The organism is Alteromonas sp. ABH4_454, from assembly GCF_056311775.1.
This window is the reverse complement of record NZ_CM149972.1, coordinates 360,926-379,212: the sequence shown is the minus strand read 5'-3', so window position 1 is coordinate 379,212 and position 18,287 is coordinate 360,926. Positions and strand designations below refer to the sequence as shown.

Sequence of the window (18,287 nt, the reverse complement as noted above, 5' to 3'; positions counted from 1 at the left end):
TGGAAGTTTGTTGCTTAGTGCGCCATTTGAAACGCAGCTTTTAGCCCATAGCACGCGTTTTAAAGCATTTTGCAGCAGGTTGGGTCATAAATCAGCAGGCTGAGGAACCCATGGTTTACTCTTATAGCGAAAAGAAACGTATCCGTAAGGATTTTGGCAAACGCCCACAGGTACTGGAAATTCCATACCTTCTTTCAATTCAGCTTGATTCTTTCAAAAAGTTTATTGAGACCGATCCGGAAGCTCAATACGGTTTGGAAGCAGCATTTCGTTCCGTTTTTCCAATTAAAAGCTACTCAGGTAGTTCAGAGCTTCAATATGTAAGCTACCGCCTGGGAGAGCCAGTTTTCGACGTTAAAGAATGTCAAATTCGTGGCGTAACTTTCTCTGCTCCGTTAAGAGTAAAACTACGGTTAGTGTTGTTCGATAAAGACGCTGCCCCAGGTACCGTAAAAGATATTAAAGAACAAGAAGTGTACATGGGCGAGATCCCATTGATGACTGAGAACGGTACGTTCGTTATCAATGGTACTGAGCGTGTTATCGTGTCACAGCTACACCGTTCACCTGGTGTATTCTTTGATCACGACAAAGGTAAAACCCACTCGTCAGGTAAAGTGCTTTATAACGCACGTGTAATTCCTTACCGTGGTTCGTGGTTAGACTTCGAGTTTGACCCGAAAGATAACCTATTTGTACGTATAGACCGTCGTCGTAAATTGCCTGCAACCATTATCTTGCGCGCACTTGAAATGACGTCTGAAGAAATCCTTGATACCTTCTTCGACAAAGTTGGCATACGTATCAACAAAGACAAGTTGATGATGGAAGTGGTTCCAGATCGCCTTCGTGGTGAAACTGCTGCATTTGACATCATTGACGGTGAAGGCAACGTTGTTGTTGAAACGGGTCGTCGTATCTCAGCACGTCATACTCGTGCACTAGAGAAAGCAGGTCTTACTGAGCTAGAAGTTCCAGCTGATTACCTAATTGGCCGCGTGTACGCTGCTACTTATGTAAATGAAGATACTGGCGAAGTTATTGTAAGCGCGAACGAAGAACTTACCCTTGAGAACCTAGCGGCGCTAAGCCAAGCGGGTATCAAAGAGTTCGAAACGCTTTACATCAACGAACTTGACCACGGTTCATATATTTCAGATACACTTCGTATCGACTCTTCAACTAACCGCCTAGAAGCACTAGTTGAAATTTACCGTATGATGCGCCCTGGTGAGCCACCAACAAAAGACGCAGCTGAAACCTTGTTCGATAACTTGTTCTTCTCTGACGAACGTTACGACCTATCTTCTGTTGGTCGCATGAAGTTCAACCGCCGTCTAGGTCGTGAAGAACTTATCGGTTCAGGCACGCTAGATAAAGAAGACATTATTTCTGTAATGAAGCAGCTAATAATGATTCGTGACGGTAAAGACGAAGTAGATGATATCGATCACCTAGGTAACCGTCGTATCCGTTCTGTTGGTGAAATGGCAGAGAACCAATTCCGCGTTGGTCTTGTACGTGTAGAACGTGCAGTTAAAGAGCGTCTAAGCTTAGGTGACCTAGACAACGTAATGCCACAGGACCTAATTAACGCTAAGCCAATTTCGGCTGCGGTTAAAGAGTTCTTCGGTTCATCTCAGCTTTCTCAGTTCATGGACCAAAACAACCCGCTATCAGAAGTAACGCACAAGCGTCGTATTTCTGCATTAGGCCCGGGTGGTCTTACACGTGAACGTGCAGGCTTCGAGGTTCGAGACGTACACCCGACTCACTATGGTCGTCTATGTCCAATCGAAACGCCGGAAGGCCCGAACATCGGTCTTATCAACTCATTGGCAAGCTTCGCGCGCACCAATGACTTCGGTTTCCTTGAAACACCTTTCCGTCGCATTGTTGACGGTGTGGTAACAGACGAAATCGATTACTTATCTGCAATTGAAGAAGGTCAATTCGCAATCGCTCAGGCTAATATTGCGCTGACTGAGAATGGCGAGTTGGTAGACGACCTAATTCCATGTCGTCACCGCGGTGAAACTACTTTGATGCCAACTGAAGACATCAAATACATGGACGTTTCACCACAGCAAATCGTTTCAATTGCTGCGAGCATTATTCCATTCCTAGAGCACGATGACGCAAACCGTGCACTTATGGGTGCGAACATGCAACGTCAGGCAGTACCTACACTACGCGCTGATAAGCCGCTAGTTGGTACCGGTATGGAAAGAACTATCGCGGTTGACTCAGGTGTTACTGTAGTTGCTAAGCGCGGTGGTGTGGTTGATTATGTTGATGCCAGCCGTATCGTAATTAAAGTAGACGAAGATGAAATGCTTCCAGGTGAAGCGGGTATCGATATCTACAACCTGACTAAATACACGCGTTCTAACCAGAATACTTGTATCAATCAGAAGCCTACCTGTAGTGTTGGTGACCCGATTGTTACTGGTGACGTGCTAGCTGACGGTCCTTCAACAGACCTAGGTGACCTTGCACTTGGTCAGAACATGCGTATCGCGTTCATGCCGTGGAATGGTTACAACTTCGAGGATTCAATCCTTATTTCTGAGCGTGTAGCACAGGAAGACCGTTTCACTACAATCCACATTCAAGAGCTTAGCTGTATCGCTCGTGATACTAAGCTTGGGCCAGAAGAGATTTCTTCTGATATCCCGAACGTGGGTGAATCTGCACTAAGCAAGCTTGATGAATCAGGTGTTGTTTACATCGGTGCGGAAGTGAAAGGCGGTGACATCCTAGTAGGTAAAGTAACGCCTAAAGGTGAAACGCAGCTTACGCCAGAAGAGAAACTACTACGTGCAATCTTCGGTGAAAAAGCGTCTGACGTTAAAGATACGTCGCTACGTGTACCTAACTCTGTTCACGGCACGGTAATTGACGTTCAAGTATTTACCCGTGATGGTGTAGAGAAAGACAAGCGCGCGCTAGAAATCGAAGACATGCAGCTACGTCAGGTTAAGAAAGACCTTACTGACGAGTTCGAAATTCTTGCAGACGGTATCTTTGCCCGTGCACAAACTGCACTTCTACGTGCTGGTGTTGACCAAGCTAAGCTTGACAGCCTGCCGCGTGAAAAGTGGTTTGAAATTGCACTTAACAGCGAAGATGCACAGCTAGAGCTAGACCAAATCGCTGAGCAACACGCTGAAATTAAAGCGGACTTCGATAAGAAGTTTGAAACTAAGCGTCGTAAGATCACACAAGGTGATGACCTAGCGCCTGGCGTACTTAAGATTGTTAAGGTTTACCTTGCAGTTAAGCGTCACATCCAACCGGGTGACAAGATGGCCGGACGTCACGGTAACAAAGGTGTTATCTCGACTATCCAGCCTGTAGAAGACATGCCATACGATGCTAACGGTACGCCGGTAGATATCGTTCTAAACCCACTAGGTGTACCGTCTCGTATGAACATCGGTCAGATCCTAGAAACTCACTTGGGTATGGCTGCACACGGTCTTGGTGTGAAGATTGACCGCATGATTAAAGAGCAGCGTGAGCTGGCTGAACTGCGTGAGTTCTTGAAGAAGGTGTACGAGCTTGGTGAAAATCACCAAGAAGTTGACATCGATAACTTCACAGACCACGAAGTGCGTCGCTTAGCAGAAAACCTTCGTAAGGGTGTTCCAATTGCAACGCCTGTATTCGACGGTGCTCGTGAATCAGAAATCAAAGAAATGCTGAAGCTTGCTGATATTCCAGAAAGCGGTCAGATTTCATTGTTCGACGGTCGTACCGGTCGCGAATTTGAGCGTCCAGTTACGGTTGGTTACATGTACATGCTGAAACTGAACCACTTAGTAGACGACAAGATGCACGCGCGTTCTACTGGTTCTTACAGCCTTGTTACACAGCAGCCTCTTGGTGGTAAAGCACAGTTTGGTGGTCAGCGCTTCGGTGAGATGGAAGTGTGGGCACTTGAAGCATACGGTGCAGCATATACCCTTCAGGAAATGCTTACTGTTAAGTCAGATGACGTTAACGGCCGTACCAAGATGTACAAGAACATCGTCGATGGCGACCACAGAATGGAACCTGGCATGCCAGAATCATTCAACGTACTACTTAAAGAAATTCGCTCGTTGGGTATCAACATCGAGCTTGAAGAAAAGTAATACGGCAATCGCCGCGTAATGTTATGAGATGGCCCGGCGCTTGCGCCGGGTTCTAGAGACTGACTCCGCTGGGAGAGTAATGTGAAAGACTTATTAAAGTTTCTAAAGCAACAAAACAAGACCGAAGAATTCGATAATATTCGAATCGGTCTGTCTTCACCTGACATGATTCGTTCATGGTCATTCGGTGAAGTTAAAAAGCCTGAAACAATTAACTACCGTACGTTCAAGCCTGAGCGTGACGGTCTGTTCTGTGCGCGTATCTTTGGTCCGGTTAAAGACTACGAGTGTCTTTGCGGTAAGTACAAGCGCCTTAAGCACCGTGGTGTTATCTGTGAGAAGTGTGGCGTTGAAGTTACACTGACTAAAGTACGTCGTGAGCGTATGGGTCACATCGAGCTAGCTAGCCCGGTTGCACACATTTGGTTCCTTAAATCACTACCGTCTCGTATCGGCCTTATGCTTGATATGACACTTCGTGATATTGAACGTGTACTTTACTTTGAATCATACGTGGTTACAGAGCCAGGTATGACTACACTTGAGCGCAGCCAACTTCTTAACGAAGAAGAGTACTTGGATGCACTTGAAGAGCACGGTGACGAGTTTGAAGCGAAGATGGGTGCTGAAGCAGTATTCGATCTTCTAACAGTACTAGACGTAGACGCAGATGTTGCGGCTATGCGTGAAGAAGCTGCCTTCAATCAACTCTGAAACCAAGCGTAAGAAGATTACTAAGCGTCTTAAATTGCTTGAGTCATTCCAACAATCTGGCAACAAGCCAGAGTGGATGATCATGACGGTTCTTCCGGTACTTCCACCAGATTTACGTCCTCTAGTACCACTAGATGGCGGCCGTTTTGCAACGTCTGACCTTAACGACCTATACCGTCGTGTAATCAACCGTAACAACCGTCTTAAGCGTCTTCTAGACCTAGCTGCTCCAGACATTATCGTACGCAACGAAAAGCGTATGCTTCAAGAGTCTGTAGATGCGCTTCTAGATAACGGACGTCGTGGTCGTGCGATTACCGGTTCTAACAAGCGTCCACTTAAGTCGCTTGCAGACATGATCAAAGGTAAGCAAGGTCGTTTCCGTCAAAACCTTCTTGGTAAGCGTGTTGACTACTCAGGCCGTTCTGTAATTACCGTTGGTCCTACGCTACGTCTTCACCAGTGTGGTCTTCCTAAGAAGATGGCACTTGAGCTATTCAAGCCGTTTATCTACGGTAAGCTTGAAGGTCGTGGTCTTGCAACAACAATCAAAGCAGCTAAGAAGCTAGTAGAGCGCGAAGCACCAGAGGTTTGGGACGTACTAGACGACGTTATCCGCGAACACCCGGTACTACTTAACCGTGCACCTACACTTCACCGTTTGGGTATCCAAGCATTCGAACCTACACTAATCGAAGGTAAAGCGATTCAGCTTCACCCGCTAGTGTGTGCGGCGTACAACGCCGACTTCGATGGTGACCAAATGGCGGTACACGTACCGTTGACAATCGAAGCACAGCTAGAAGCACGTGCACTTATGATGTCAACGAACAACATCCTGTCACCAGCGAACGGTGAGCCAATCATCGTACCTTCACAGGACGTTGTATTAGGTCTTTATTACCTAACGCGTGACAAAGTAAACGGCTTAGGCGAAGGCATGGTATTCACCAGCCCGAATGAAGCAGAAAAAGCGTACCGTACAGGTAATGCTGAGCTTCACTCTCGCGTTAAAGTACGTATTACTGAATATGACATCGATGAAGATGGCAACAAAACTGAGAAAGTAACCCTAACTGACACTACTGTTGGTCGTGCGATTTTCTCATTGATCCTTCCAAAGGGTCTGCCATTTGAAATCATCAACCAAGCGATGGGCAAGAAGCAAATTTCAAAACTATTGAATGCTTGTTACCGTACGCTAGGTCTGAAAGACACAGTAATTGCTGCTGACCAAATCATGTATACCGGTTTCCACTACGCGATGATCGCGGGTGCGTCTGTTGGTATCGACGATATGGTTATCCCTGCTGCTAAGAAAGAAATTATCGACGCGGCGGAAGCAGAAGTTATTGAAATTCAGGAACAGTTCCAAAACGGTCTTGTTACTGCGGGTGAGCGTTACAACAAAGTTATCGATATCTGGTCAAATGCCAACGAAAAAGTTGCTAAGGCCATGATGGATAACCTTAAGACTGACATCGTAATTAACCGCGATGGCGAAGAAGAAGAGCAATCATCATTTAACTCAGTTTACATGATGGCCGACTCGGGTGCTCGTGGTAGTGCCGCTCAGATTCGTCAGCTAAGCTGGTATGCGTGGTCTGATGGCTAAGCCAGATGGCTCAATCATCGAAACCCCAATTACGGCGAACTTCCGTGAAGGTCTGAACGTACTACAGTACTTCATCTCAACTCACGGTGCTCGTAAAGGTCTAGCGGATACCGCACTTAAGACAGCTAACTCGGGTTACCTAACACGTCGTCTAGTAGACGTTGCACAAGACTTGGTAATTACAAACGACGACTGTGGCACATTCGAAGGTGTTCAAATGACACCACTAATCGAAGGTGGTGACGTTGTTGAGCCGCTACGCGAGCGTGTACTAGGTCGTGTGGTAGCAGAAGACGTACTTAAGCCAGGTACTGACGAAGTACTAGTTGAGCGTAATGTTCTTCTAGACGAAGCGTTAGTAGACATGCTTGAAGCTAACTCAGTTGACCAAATCATGGTTCGCTCGGTAATCACTTGTGACAACGACTTCGGTGTTTGTGCTAAGTGTTACGGTCGTGACCTTGCACGTGGTCACATGGTAGGTAGCGGTGAATCGGTTGGTGTTATTGCAGCACAGTCAATCGGTGAACCAGGTACACAGCTTACCATGCGTACGTTCCACATCGGTGGTGCGGCATCAAGAGCATCTGCTGAGAACAGCGTACAGGTTAAGACAGCGGGTAGCCTTAAGCTACACAACGCGAAGTTCGTACGTAACTCTGAAGGTAAAGTGGTTATTGTTTCTCGTTCAACAGAGCTTACTGTTATCGACGAGCAAGGCCGTGAGAAAGAGCGCTATAAAGTACCTTACGGTGCTGTACTTAGCGTGGATGACGGTGCATCTATTGCAGCTGGCGACGTTGTTGCAAACTGGGATCCGCATAGTCACCCAATCATCACTGAACGTGCAGCTAAGATTAGCTTTGCAGACATTGATGACTCTAACACCGAAATGCAGCAAGACGAGCTTACTGGTCTAACCCGTATCGTTGTTAAAGACCTTGCGAAAGTTAACGCTAAAGAGCCTAAGCTAATTCTTGAGAGCGATGAGTTCGGTCTTCAGGAAATTCGTCTTCCAAGCTTTACCACGATTGAAGCGTCAGAAGGCAAAGTGGCTAACGAAGGTGACGTGCTAGCACGTATTCCTCAAGAAAGCTCGAAGACTCGTGATATCACCGGTGGTCTACCGCGCGTTGCGGACCTATTTGAAGCACGTAAGCCTAAAGAGCCTGCAATCCTTGCAGAAATCTCAGGTACTATCGGCTTCGGTAAAGAGACCAAAGGTAAGAAGCGTCTTGTAATCACACCTGCTGAAGGTGACGCATACGAAGAGATGATTCCTAAGTGGCGTCAGCTTAACGTGTTCGAAGGTGAGAAAGTGGAAAAAGGTGAAGTTATCGCCGATGGTCCAGAGTCTCCACACGATATCCTACGTCTACGTGGTATCTCAGCAGTAGCAAACTACATTGTGAACGAAGTTCAGGAAGTATACCGTCTACAGGGTGTTAAGATTAACGATAAGCACATCGAAGTAGTTATTCGTCAGATGCTACGTAAGTGTATTATCACTCACCCAGGCGATACGCAGTTCCTTGAAGGCGAACAGGTTGAAGTATCGAACGTTAAAGTGGCTAACCGTGAAATTGAAAAACACGGCAAGATCCCTGCGCAGTACGAAACACAGACTGCTTGGTATCACTAAAGCGTCACTGTCTACTGAGTCATTTATCTCGGCGGCATCGTTCCAAGAAACAACACGTGTTCTAACTGAAGCTGCGGTTCAAGGTAAAGAAGATGACCTACGCGGTCTGAAAGAAAACGTAATCGTTGGTCGACTTATTCCAGCGGGTACCGGTTTCGCTTACCACGAACGCCGTGCACAACGTCGCAAAGAGCAAATCGAAGAAATGTCAGTTTCTGCTGCTGAAGCAGAACAGGCACTAACCGAAGCGCTTAATGCAGGTGCAGACGAAGATACTGCCGAATAAGGCAAGATCATAGGAGTACGTTAACGTACTCCTAACAATTTGGCAGTGAAGTTGTACAGATTGCAGATAAATTAACTGCTTAAGCTTTGTACACCTTGACAGTCAGAGCGATGATCTTTAATATTCCGCGACCCGATTTTGGATAGCCATCAAATGGCTCGATAAACGGTCGCGGTTTTTCGTATCAGCGCTCAGTGAATATTGACGAGCACAATGTTCACAAACAAGCGCGATTAATAGATTAATCGCATTAATATGGACCCAATCGCAGTGATTGGGTTTTCGTAGTTTTTAATCAGGAGCTAGTTAATGGCAACAGTTAACCAGTTAGTGCGCAAGCCGCGTAGAAAGCCCGTTGAAAAAAGCAACGTAGCTGCTCTACAAGCTTGTCCACAAAGACGTGGTGTATGTACTCGTGTATATACTACTACGCCTAAGAAACCAAACTCTGCACTACGTAAAGTATGTCGTGTACGTCTAACTAACGGTTTTGAAGTTTCTTCATACATCGGTGGTGAAGGTCACAACCTACAAGAGCACAGTGTAGTACTTATCCGTGGTGGTCGTGTTAAAGATCTACCAGGTGTTCGTTATCACACAGTTCGCGGTACTCTTGACTGCGCAGGTGTAAACGATCGTAGACAAGCCCGTTCTAAGTACGGCGCGAAGAAGCCTAAGTCTTAACGGTTCTCCGTTAGTAAGGCCAAACTGAAGTTTAAGAGTTTTGGGTTTTCCCTGAATTCATACGGAGAATAGAAAATGCCAAGAAGAAGAGTCGTAGGTCAACGTAAAATCCTACCAGAGCCAAAATTTGGTTCACAACTGCTTGCGAAATTCATGAATGTCGTAATGCTCGACGGCAAAAAGTCAGTCGCTGAAAGAATCGTTTACGGTGCGCTTGATATTGTTGCTGAAAAAACCGGCAAAGCACACCTAGATATCTTCGAGGAAGCGCTTGATAACATCCGCCCAACAGTAGAGGTTAAGTCTCGTCGTGTTGGTGGTTCAACTTATCAGGTTCCAGTTGAAGTACGTCCAGTTCGTCGTAACGCGCTAGGTATGCGTTGGATGGTAGAAGCTGCACGTAAACGTGGCGAAAAGTCTATGGCACAACGCCTAGCGGCTGAAATGCTAGACGCAGCAGATAATAAAGGTTCAGCGGTTAAGAAACGTGAAGACGTTCACCGTATGGCCGAAGCAAACAAAGCGTTTGCTCACTACCGTTGGTAATCAACGTTATTTAACTGAGAGAGATTTATGCCTCGTAAGACCTCGATTGAGCGTTATCGCAATATTGGTATTGTGGCTCACGTGGACGCGGGTAAAACCACGACCACAGAGCGAGTCCTGTTTTATACAGGGCTGTCTCACAAAATCGGTGAAGTGCACGATGGTGCTGCTACCATGGACTGGATGGAGCAAGAGCAGGAGCGTGGTATTACTATCACGTCTGCTGCAACGACTTGTTTCTGGTCTGGTATGGAGCAACAGTTCGATCAGCACAGAATTAACATCATCGACACCCCTGGACACGTAGACTTTACTATTGAAGTAGAGCGTTCATTACGTGTACTAGACGGTGCAGTAGTTGTTTTCTGTGGGTCTTCTGGGGTAGAACCTCAATCAGAGACAGTCTGGCGACAGGCTGACAAATATGAAGTGCCACGCCTAGTGTTCGTTAATAAAATGGACCGGGCTGGCGCTGATTTTGAGCGCGTTGTGGGGCAAATCCGCAAGCGTTTAGGCGCAAACTGTGTTCCGATTCAAATCAACATGGGCGCTGAAGAGAATTTCCATGGCGTCATCGACCTTGTGAAGATGAAAGCCATCAACTGGAATGAAGACGACATGGGTATGACATTTACCTATGAAGACATTCCGGCTGAATATCTTGATACCGCTGAGCAGTACCGTACCGAGATGATCGAAGCGGCTGCAGAAGCGTCTGATGAGCTGATGGATAAGTATTTAGAAGGCGAAGAGCTGACTGAAGAAGAAATCCGTTTAGGCCTTCGTACGCGTACACTGAACAACGAAATTGTTCTTGCCACTTGTGGCAGTGCCTTCAAAAACAAAGGTGTTCAGGCAGTACTAGACTCTGTAATTCACTATCTACCGTCTCCAACTGAAGTTAAAGCCATTACAGGTGTGCTTGACGACAAAGACGAGACTGAAGCAGAGCGTCATTCAAGCGACGATGAGCCTTTCTCAGCACTAGCATTTAAAATAGCAACAGACCCATTTGTGGGTACGTTGACCTTTTTCCGCTGTTACTCAGGTGTAGTTAACACGGGCGATACTGTATATAACCCAGTAAAAGGTAAACGTGAGCGCTTCGGGCGTATCGTGCAAATGCACGCAAAAGACCGCGAAGAGCTTAAAGAAGTACGCGCAGGTGACATTGCCGCCGCTATCGGCCTTAAAGATGTTACCACTGGTGATACGCTTTGCGATCCTAATAACGTTATCACGTTAGAGCGTATGGAGTTCCCAGACCCTGTTATTTCAATAGCAGTAGAGCCTAAATCTCAGGCTGACCAAGAAAAAATGGGTATTGCCTTAGGCAAACTTGCGGCAGAAGATCCATCGTTTAAAGTTAAAACTGATGACGAGACGGGTCAGACAATTATCTCAGGTATGGGTGAACTTCACCTTGACATCATTGTCGACCGCATGAAGCGCGAATTTAAAGTTGAATGTAACGTAGGTAACCCACAGGTTGCTTATCGCGAAACCCTTCGTAAATCTGTTGAAGTGGAAGGGAAGTTCGTTCGTCAGTCAGGCGGTCGTGGCCAGTTTGGTCATGTATGGTTACGCATTGAGCCTCAGGAAGAAGGTTCAGGCTACGAATTTGTGAACGAAATCGTCGGTGGTGTTGTACCAAAAGAGTTCATTCCAGCGGTCGATAAAGGAATTCAGGAGCAGATGCGAAGTGGTGTTCTTGCAGGGTTCCCAGTACTAGATGTAAAGGTTACTTTGTTTGATGGTTCTTACCACGATGTTGACTCTTCTGAAATGGCGTTTAAGATCGCCGGCTCTATGGGTTTCAAAAAAGGCGCCGCAGAAGCAAATCCGGTGTTGCTTGAACCCACAATGAAAGTTGAAGTGACTACTCCAGAAGACTGGATGGGTGATGTAGTTGGTGACATTAACCGTCGCCGCGGCATGATCGAAGGTATGGAAGATGGCGTAGCAGGTGTTAAAATAATACGTGCAAAAGTGCCGCTTTCAGAAATGTTTGGCTACGCAACTGATTTGCGTTCACAAACACAAGGTCGTGCTTCATACTCAATGGAGTTCTTCAATTATTCTGAGGCGCCTAACAATGTGGCGCAGGCTATTATTGAATCTAGAATTTAATCTAAATGAAGGTTCGGTCCGGTCTATTGGTGGGTCGGACTTTTAACTTAGGAAACGAGAAAAATGGCAAAAGAAAAGTTTGAACGTACGAAACCCCACGTAAACGTGGGTACAATCGGCCACGTTGACCACGGTAAAACTACCCTTACTGCAGCTATCACTACAGTTCTTTCAAAGACTTACGGTGGTTCTGCTCAGGCTTTCGATCAAATCGATAACGCGCCTGAAGAGAAAGCTCGTGGTATCACCATCTCTACTTCACACGTAGAGTATGACACTCCTACTCGTCACTACGCACACGTAGACTGCCCAGGACACGCTGATTACGTTAAAAACATGATCACTGGTGCTGCTCAGATGGACGGTGGTATCCTAGTAGTAGCTGCGACTGATGGCCCTATGCCTCAGACTCGTGAGCACATCCTACTTGGTCGTCAGGTTGGTATTCCTTACATCATCGTATTCATGAACAAGTGTGACATGGTTGATGATGAAGAGCTTCTAGAGCTAGTAGAAATGGAAGTTCGTGAACTTCTTAACGAATACGAATTCCCAGGTGATGACCTACCAGTTATCCAAGGTTCAGCTCTTAAAGCGCTTGAAGGCGACGCAGAGTGGGAAAAGAAAATCATCGAGCTTGGTGAAGCGCTTGATTCATACATCCCAGAGCCAGAGCGTGCAATCGACAAGCCGTTCATCCTTCCAATCGAAGACGTATTCTCAATCTCAGGCCGTGGTACTGTTGTAACAGGTCGTGTTGAGCAAGGTATCATCAAGGTTGGTGAAGAAGTAGAAATCGTAGGTATCAAAGACACTACTAAGACTACTTGTACTGGTGTTGAGATGTTCCGTAAGCTTCTTGACGAAGGCCGTGCAGGTGAGAACGTTGGTGTTCTTCTACGTGGTACTAAGCGTGATGAAGTTGAACGTGGTCAAGTACTAGCTAAGCCTGGTTCAATCACTCCACACGTTAACTTCGAAGCAGAAGTATACGTACTGTCTAAAGATGAAGGTGGTCGTCATACTCCATTCTTCAAAGGCTACCGTCCACAGTTCTACTTCCGTACAACTGACGTAACTGGTGCTGTAGAGCTTCCAGAAGGCGTAGAAATGGTAATGCCTGGTGACAACCTTAAATTCAAAGTTGAGCTAATTGCTCCGATCGCGATGGAAGAAGGTCTTCGTTTCGCAATCCGTGAAGGTGGTCGTACAGTAGGTGCTGGTGTTGTATCTAAGATCCTAGACTAATCTAGACTTAGCAACACAAGCCAAAAAAAGCGCACTTAGGTGCGCTTTTTTTATGCCTAAACATCAGGCGGCGCTTGTTCAATCTAGAACACGCCGTGAACCCATCCATGGGGGCTTCGCAGCTGCTTCCATGCAGCTGAGAGTTCTAGATTGAACAAGCTCCCCCTTTACATTTATTTAGACTGTGCGGAGAGGAAGAAACACGCCGTAAACCCATCCATGGGGGCTCCGACAGCGCATCCCTGCGGTGTAGGGTTTCAGAGGGCATACACTCACTCCATACTCAATCAGCATAAAAAAGCTAGGCATTTGCCTAGCTTTAGCTTTGTTAACCCTGTGCCAAAGGCGAATTACATTTGTTCTATCTTGTAACCTTTAGCTTCCAATAGGGCAATCACGCTGTCATCACCCACTAAATGTCCTGCACCAACTAAAACAAACTCTTGGTCTTCATCGCCGAACATAGCTTCGATTTGAGGTAGCCAGTTTTGATTACGCTTGGTAAACACATCATCATAAGAGGTAGGAGATTCACGTTTGAATGTATCTACCACCAACTCATCAATTTGATCAGTGTCACCGTTTCTCCATGCTTTAATAGTGCTTTGTAGCATGTCTTTTAGCTCTGGTAAGGTTTCTAACGTTTCAGAAATAAGGCGATCTTCTTCACCCGCGCCCATGTTCGCAAGCATATTGATTTGAAAATCTAGTGATTCTAAGTATTCACTTGCTTTACCGTCACGTGCCGCCAACTGCATAAAATAGGCATCTACCCCTTGCCCGGCCATCTGAGAGCGCTGTGCTTCCATAGCAACTAGCATAGATGCAACCATGCCTGGCTTAAATCGAGCTAACTGATCTGCAGTAGCGCCGAATTTAGCTAAATAAGCATTAAGGGCTTGATAGGTTTCTTCTGACACATCATCTTTAAGCGACTTGCCTTCCGCGTAGGCGAGCCCTGCCATCATTTTCTGTTGGCCTTCAATGTCTGTGGGATCCGGCATTTTGACTTCGAATACTAGTGTGTCTGCCTGCTCATAGACGTCGGTAAATTCACTTGGCAGAGGGAATTCAGAGATAGGTAAAATATGGATAGTGCCACCTACATATACGGCATCTTCCCCATTGGATACTTTCCAAACTGACGTTTGGCTATCATCGTCGGCAATAACGGATGTTACTGTAGATACAGCGAGTCCTAGTGAGAACAGTAGTTTGTGTATAGAAAAGCTTTTCATCTTCATCCCTAAGGTTATTTACTTATTAGCTAAAGCGTGCGATTTAGCATCCCTTCGCTTTCAAAAAAGTCGTAATCATTTTTACGGTAGTGAGTAAATTATAAGCTAGCATAGCAAAATGCAATCTAGATATAACCTGTACTTAGTACAGTTTTTTCAGACTACCTAGAAAAGGCGCATTTAGGTCTAGGCGAATGCTAGCAATTGAAGCCGCAAGTCAGACTAAGCTTTACATTTACGCGGATTGGTATTACAGCTTTGTTCACGTACATTAACTCTTATAGAAAGCTACACATTTACGTAAGGCGTCTATTCATTATGAAATTTACATACCTATTGATGTACGTACTTGCGTTGTTATTTACTCCTACTACATCAGCTACTACAAGCCCTATGCACAACAATAAGCCACCATTACCCCAAGCAGCCAGTGAGGCGCTGATAGAAAGCATCTCAGCATTTCCCCACTTCACCAAAGAAGAAGTAATAGCGAGTACACCTCGTACCATTGAAGAATGGAGAAACTATGTTCACGCTAGAAATAGCGAGCAAAAGAAAAAAATCAAAAAGATGAAAAAAGAGCTTAACGTGGATGTTGAGCTTATTAAATTAAATGATGTGGTCGTGCGCAAGTTGACACCTAAAACGATTACACCTGAATTTAAAGACAAGGTTTATCTTGATATTCATGGTGGAGCGTTTGTGCTTTTTGGCGGTTTGCCGAGCATCGAAGAAGGGCTGCTCGTCGCTGAAAGGTTAGGTATTGTAGTATATAGCGTTGACTATAGGATGCCGCCAGCGTTTCCTTTTCCCGCTGCACTGAATGACGTAGTTGCAGTTTACAATGCTTTACACGACCAAGTTGGTGAGGGAAATATATTTGTGGGAGGAACATCGGCTGGAGGTGGTTTAGTGCTTTCACTAGTCCAGTATCTCATCAGCAGCAAAAGTCCTTTACCCAAAGGGGTGTATGCAGGCACGCCTTGGGCCGACCTTACCAAAACCAGCGATAGTCTTTCTACAAATGAGAGTATAGATGCTGTGTTGGTGACCTACGATGGAGTACTTGAAGCTGCCGCCAAACTATATGCTGGCAAAAGAGCGCTAACGGACCCTGCAATATCGCCACTGTACGGTTCTTTTGAAGCATTCCCGCCAACTCTGCTGGTGACAGGGACGCGAGACATGTTTTTAAGCGATACGGTAAGAGTGAGTCGTGCAATACGTGATAGTGGAGGTGTTGCGCAGATAGAAATCTTTGAAGGGCTATCCCACGCCGAATATTTGATTTTCTATAAAACGCCAGAGTCGGAGACCACTTACAGGTCGATGAAATCCTTTTTTCTCTCTATCAATTAATTAGCCCAGTACGCATACCGTTCAGTATGCGTACTAAAAGCGCCATAACATAGGCTCGACTACACAAATGTTTCGAATTGCAAACTTCGAAGCAAAAATTACGAACCAAAAATTACGGTTAACACGGTAACGATAGCTCCGATACCAGCTATTTTTAGCCCGTTCTTGTACATAGGCAGTTTAGGAACAAACATCAAAAACGCGGAAATAACAAAAAATAGCAAGCCTACGCCAAAGCTTATGTTTAGCCAAAATAGAGGGCTGTTATTCGTCGCTTTGTGAAGCTTAACCATTTTAGACAAAACGATTGGATAGTCTTTTTTGGTGATAGTGGCTTCACCCGTAGCTTTATTGTACAGGCCTACATTAAGTACAATTTTGTCTACGTTTTCACTTGTGACTTTACTGCCTCTCATTTTAAGCAAAGGCAGCAGTTCTTCACCTGATAGGTTTGCTTCAAATTGCCTGGTCTGGACTTGTTCATACTTCAATATATCGGTAGGGCGAAATATTAAAAGAATGCCGCTAATAGCGTATACACCCATTATGCCCGCGAGAAAAAAACCAAGCCAACGGTGATATTTGCGAAAAGCCATGTGAAATTTAGGTGATGCCATTGTTCTGCCTACAGATAAAAAGAGGCGTATTTATAAACGAGAATGCATCTTATTTAAAGCGCTGTTTACCTGTTTGATAGAAAATTTGAGATTAACAGCGTTATTTTTCTCTTTTCCGTAGCGCTGCCTATAATCAAGAAACGCTAAGTGGTATGAAGAGTCGTAAAAAACTACGCCAGAGTTAGACTTTAGTCTTACAATGGCGCTAAACCATGGCGACAAATGGTTTAATGTTAAAAGAAAGGCTCGGGTTTTTAAGCTTCGATATACAGCGAAGCTTATGAGATCTTATAAAAACAATATTAGGATAATAAAATGCAGTCTATTGCCATAGTGATACTGGGCATCATTGGAATGTTGCTTGGTTGGTTCGTATATTCGAAGTTTATTGCGAACCGTATATTCAAGTTGGATGATAGTTTTGTAACCCCCGCCCATACCATGCAAGATGGTGTCGACTTTGTTCCCACCAATAAAGTAGTGTTATGGGGTCACCATTTTACCTCGGTAGCCGGTGCTGCGCCGATTGTAGGCCCCGCAATTGCCGTTTATTGGGGCTGGGTACCCGCTGTTCTGTGGGTGGTATTTGGCACGATTTTGTTTGCTGGTGTGCACGATATGGGGGCTTTGTGGGCCAGCGCACGTCACAAAGGGAAATCCATGGGAGCGCTCTCTGAGAGTGTTATTGGTAAACGCTCCCGCTCACTCTTTATGATAGTGATTTTCCTAGTACTTTTAATGGTTAATGCCGTTTTCGGCGTGGTTATCGCTAATTCCTTTGTTTCCCAACCTAATGCGGTTTTCCCTGCGTGGATGGCGATTGCCGTTGCATTAGTTATTGGTCAGCTACTAAAGCGTAACTTCAGCCTTATCCCTTTGTGCCTTGTCGGCATTATCGTGCTTTACGCATCGGTCTATGCAGGCAGTTATATTCCACTGAGCTTGCCAGAAACCATGTTTGGTTTAGCCGATAAAGCGAATTGGATAATCATTCTTTTTGTTTATGCTGCTATTGCCTCCCTACTACCAGTTTGGATGTTGCTACAGCCTCGTGATTTCATTAATGGTATGCAGCTATTAGTGGGCCTATTTTTACTTTACGGTGCTGTCTTCTTTGCTATGCCGGATATCACAGCGCCAGCGTTTAACACGCAAACGGCGGTAGATTCACCAAGTCTTATCCCGTTGCTGTTCGTCACCATTGCGTGTGGTGCGGTTTCTGGCTTCCACGGCATAGTGTCATCAGGTACTAGTTCCAAGCAGCTTGATAAAGAAACAGACGCACGTTTCGTAGGTTACCTTGGCGCTGTGGGCGAAGGTTCACTTGCGCTTATTACTATTGTCGCGGTTAGCGGCGTAGCGTTCGCTGCGTCACCTGAAGAATGGCACGAAGTCTATAGTCACTTAGGCGCTGGAAGTGTCGGTGCATTTATCACAGGTGGTGCGAACTTAATTCAGCAGGGCTGGGGGCTGCCAGTAGACTTTTCTTCAACGATCCTTGCTGTAATGGTTGTTCTATTTGCAGGCACTACTATGGATTCAGGTGTACGCTTACAGCGGTACATCATACAAGAATGGGGTGATATTTATTCTATTGGTGCACTGAAAAATGGCGTAGTTGCGACGCTTGTAGCCGTTGGATGTTGCCTATTGCTGGCCTTCGGCGCAGGTGGTGCGTCAGGCAGTGGCGGTATGATTATTTGGCCTTTATTTGGCTCTACTAACCAGATACTAGCTAGTTTAACCCTGTTAGTAATCTCGGTGATGCTGATTAAATTAGGCCGACCAGCGAAATATACGCTCATTCCAATGGTGTTTGTACTGATCATGGCTTTCTTTGCTGGCCTGATAAAGCTTAAAGAGTACTACGTAGAAGGAAACTATCTGTTGGTGTTCTTAGACGCAGTAGTGCTGGTGGTTTCAGTACTCGTAATGCTCGAAGCTTTCTCTGTGGTGTCTAAGCTTAAAAAAGAGAAGCAACATAAGGCTACACAAGAATAAGCAGCTTAATGATTAACTGAACAATTATCCGATTTTTCATGGTTGACCTCTGAGTTTAAAAAGCACAC

Annotated in this window: 9 protein-coding genes and 1 pseudogene; 8 read left to right on the top strand and 2 right to left on the bottom strand. The window is 45.6% G+C overall.

What is annotated here, in order from left to right:
- The first annotated feature begins 110 nt into the window (after positions 1–110).
- The 6 genes and pseudogenes from rpoB (at position 111) to tuf (ending at position 13,004) form a co-directional block, all read left to right on the top strand.
- A complete protein-coding gene (gene rpoB / locus ACYX4W_RS01625) occupies positions 111–4,139 on the top strand; it encodes a DNA-directed RNA polymerase subunit beta (protein WP_476074497.1) in 4,029 nt (1,342 codons plus the stop codon).
- An 81-nt stretch (positions 4,140–4,220) separates the two neighbouring features.
- Positions 4,221–8,396, top strand: a pseudogene (gene rpoC, locus ACYX4W_RS01620) (DNA-directed RNA polymerase subunit beta').
- 309 nt (positions 8,397–8,705) lie between these two features.
- Positions 8,706–9,080 (top strand): 30S ribosomal protein S12, encoded by a 375-nt coding sequence (rpsL, locus tag ACYX4W_RS01615; RefSeq protein WP_025257518.1) that lies wholly within the window; start codon positions 8,706–8,708, stop codon positions 9,078–9,080.
- Between the two features lie 75 nt (positions 9,081–9,155).
- The gene (gene rpsG / locus ACYX4W_RS01610; protein WP_014980519.1) at positions 9,156–9,626 is read left to right on the top strand and encodes a 30S ribosomal protein S7; all 471 of its coding nucleotides are present in this window, start codon (positions 9,156–9,158) and stop codon (positions 9,624–9,626) included.
- A 27-nt stretch (positions 9,627–9,653) separates the two neighbouring features.
- The gene (gene fusA, locus ACYX4W_RS01605; protein ID WP_474804199.1) at positions 9,654–11,756 is read left to right on the top strand and encodes an elongation factor G; all 2,103 of its coding nucleotides are present in this window, start codon (positions 9,654–9,656) and stop codon (positions 11,754–11,756) included.
- A gap of 63 nt (positions 11,757–11,819) precedes the next feature.
- Positions 11,820–13,004: an elongation factor Tu gene (tuf, locus tag ACYX4W_RS01600; RefSeq protein WP_012519826.1), complete on the top strand. Its 1,185-nt coding sequence runs from the start codon at positions 11,820–11,822 to the stop codon at positions 13,002–13,004.
- A gap of 350 nt (positions 13,005–13,354) precedes the next feature.
- Here the strand turns inward: tuf and ACYX4W_RS01595 are convergent, their stop codons facing one another.
- Entirely contained in the window at positions 13,355–14,242 is an 888-nt protein-coding gene (locus ACYX4W_RS01595; RefSeq protein ID WP_476074496.1) for a TraB/GumN family protein, read from the bottom strand.
- 318 nt (positions 14,243–14,560) lie between these two features.
- On the opposite strand from ACYX4W_RS01595, the gene ACYX4W_RS01590 reads away from it, so the two are divergent.
- Positions 14,561–15,601, top strand: a complete 1,041-nt coding sequence (locus ACYX4W_RS01590) for an alpha/beta hydrolase (RefSeq protein WP_476074495.1) — start codon at positions 14,561–14,563, stop codon at positions 15,599–15,601.
- 98 nt (positions 15,602–15,699) lie between these two features.
- Here the strand turns inward: ACYX4W_RS01590 and ACYX4W_RS01585 are convergent, their stop codons facing one another.
- Positions 15,700–16,218 carry a hypothetical protein gene (locus ACYX4W_RS01585; RefSeq protein ID WP_476074494.1) on the bottom strand — a complete coding sequence of 173 codons (519 nt, stop codon included), beginning with the start codon at positions 16,216–16,218 and terminating at the stop codon, positions 15,700–15,702.
- Between the two features lie 315 nt (positions 16,219–16,533).
- On the opposite strand from ACYX4W_RS01585, the gene ACYX4W_RS01580 reads away from it, so the two are divergent.
- On the top strand, positions 16,534–18,219 hold the full coding sequence (locus tag ACYX4W_RS01580; RefSeq protein WP_476055621.1) for a carbon starvation CstA family protein: 1,686 nt from the start codon (positions 16,534–16,536) through the stop codon (positions 18,217–18,219).
- Positions 18,220–18,287: the final 68 nt, after the last annotated feature.

What these genes read in the sequence shown, in the direction of transcription:
- rpoB (WP_476074497.1), top strand. Translation starts at nt 111, where the DNA reads ATGGTTTACTCTTATAGCGAAAAGAAACGTATCCGTAAGGATTTTGGC.
- rpsL (WP_025257518.1), top strand. Translation starts at nt 8,706, where the DNA reads ATGGCAACAGTTAACCAGTTAGTGCGCAAGCCGCGTAGAAAGCCCGTT.
- rpsG (WP_014980519.1), top strand. Translation starts at nt 9,156, where the DNA reads ATGCCAAGAAGAAGAGTCGTAGGTCAACGTAAAATCCTACCAGAGCCA.
- fusA (WP_474804199.1), top strand. Translation starts at nt 9,654, where the DNA reads ATGCCTCGTAAGACCTCGATTGAGCGTTATCGCAATATTGGTATTGTG.
- tuf (WP_012519826.1), top strand. Translation starts at nt 11,820, where the DNA reads ATGGCAAAAGAAAAGTTTGAACGTACGAAACCCCACGTAAACGTGGGT.
- ACYX4W_RS01595 (WP_476074496.1), bottom strand. Translation starts at nt 14,242, where the DNA reads ATGAAAAGCTTTTCTATACACAAACTACTGTTCTCACTAGGACTCGCT.
- ACYX4W_RS01590 (WP_476074495.1), top strand. Translation starts at nt 14,561, where the DNA reads ATGAAATTTACATACCTATTGATGTACGTACTTGCGTTGTTATTTACT.
- ACYX4W_RS01585 (WP_476074494.1), bottom strand. Translation starts at nt 16,218, where the DNA reads ATGGCATCACCTAAATTTCACATGGCTTTTCGCAAATATCACCGTTGG.
- ACYX4W_RS01580 (WP_476055621.1), top strand. Translation starts at nt 16,534, where the DNA reads ATGCAGTCTATTGCCATAGTGATACTGGGCATCATTGGAATGTTGCTT.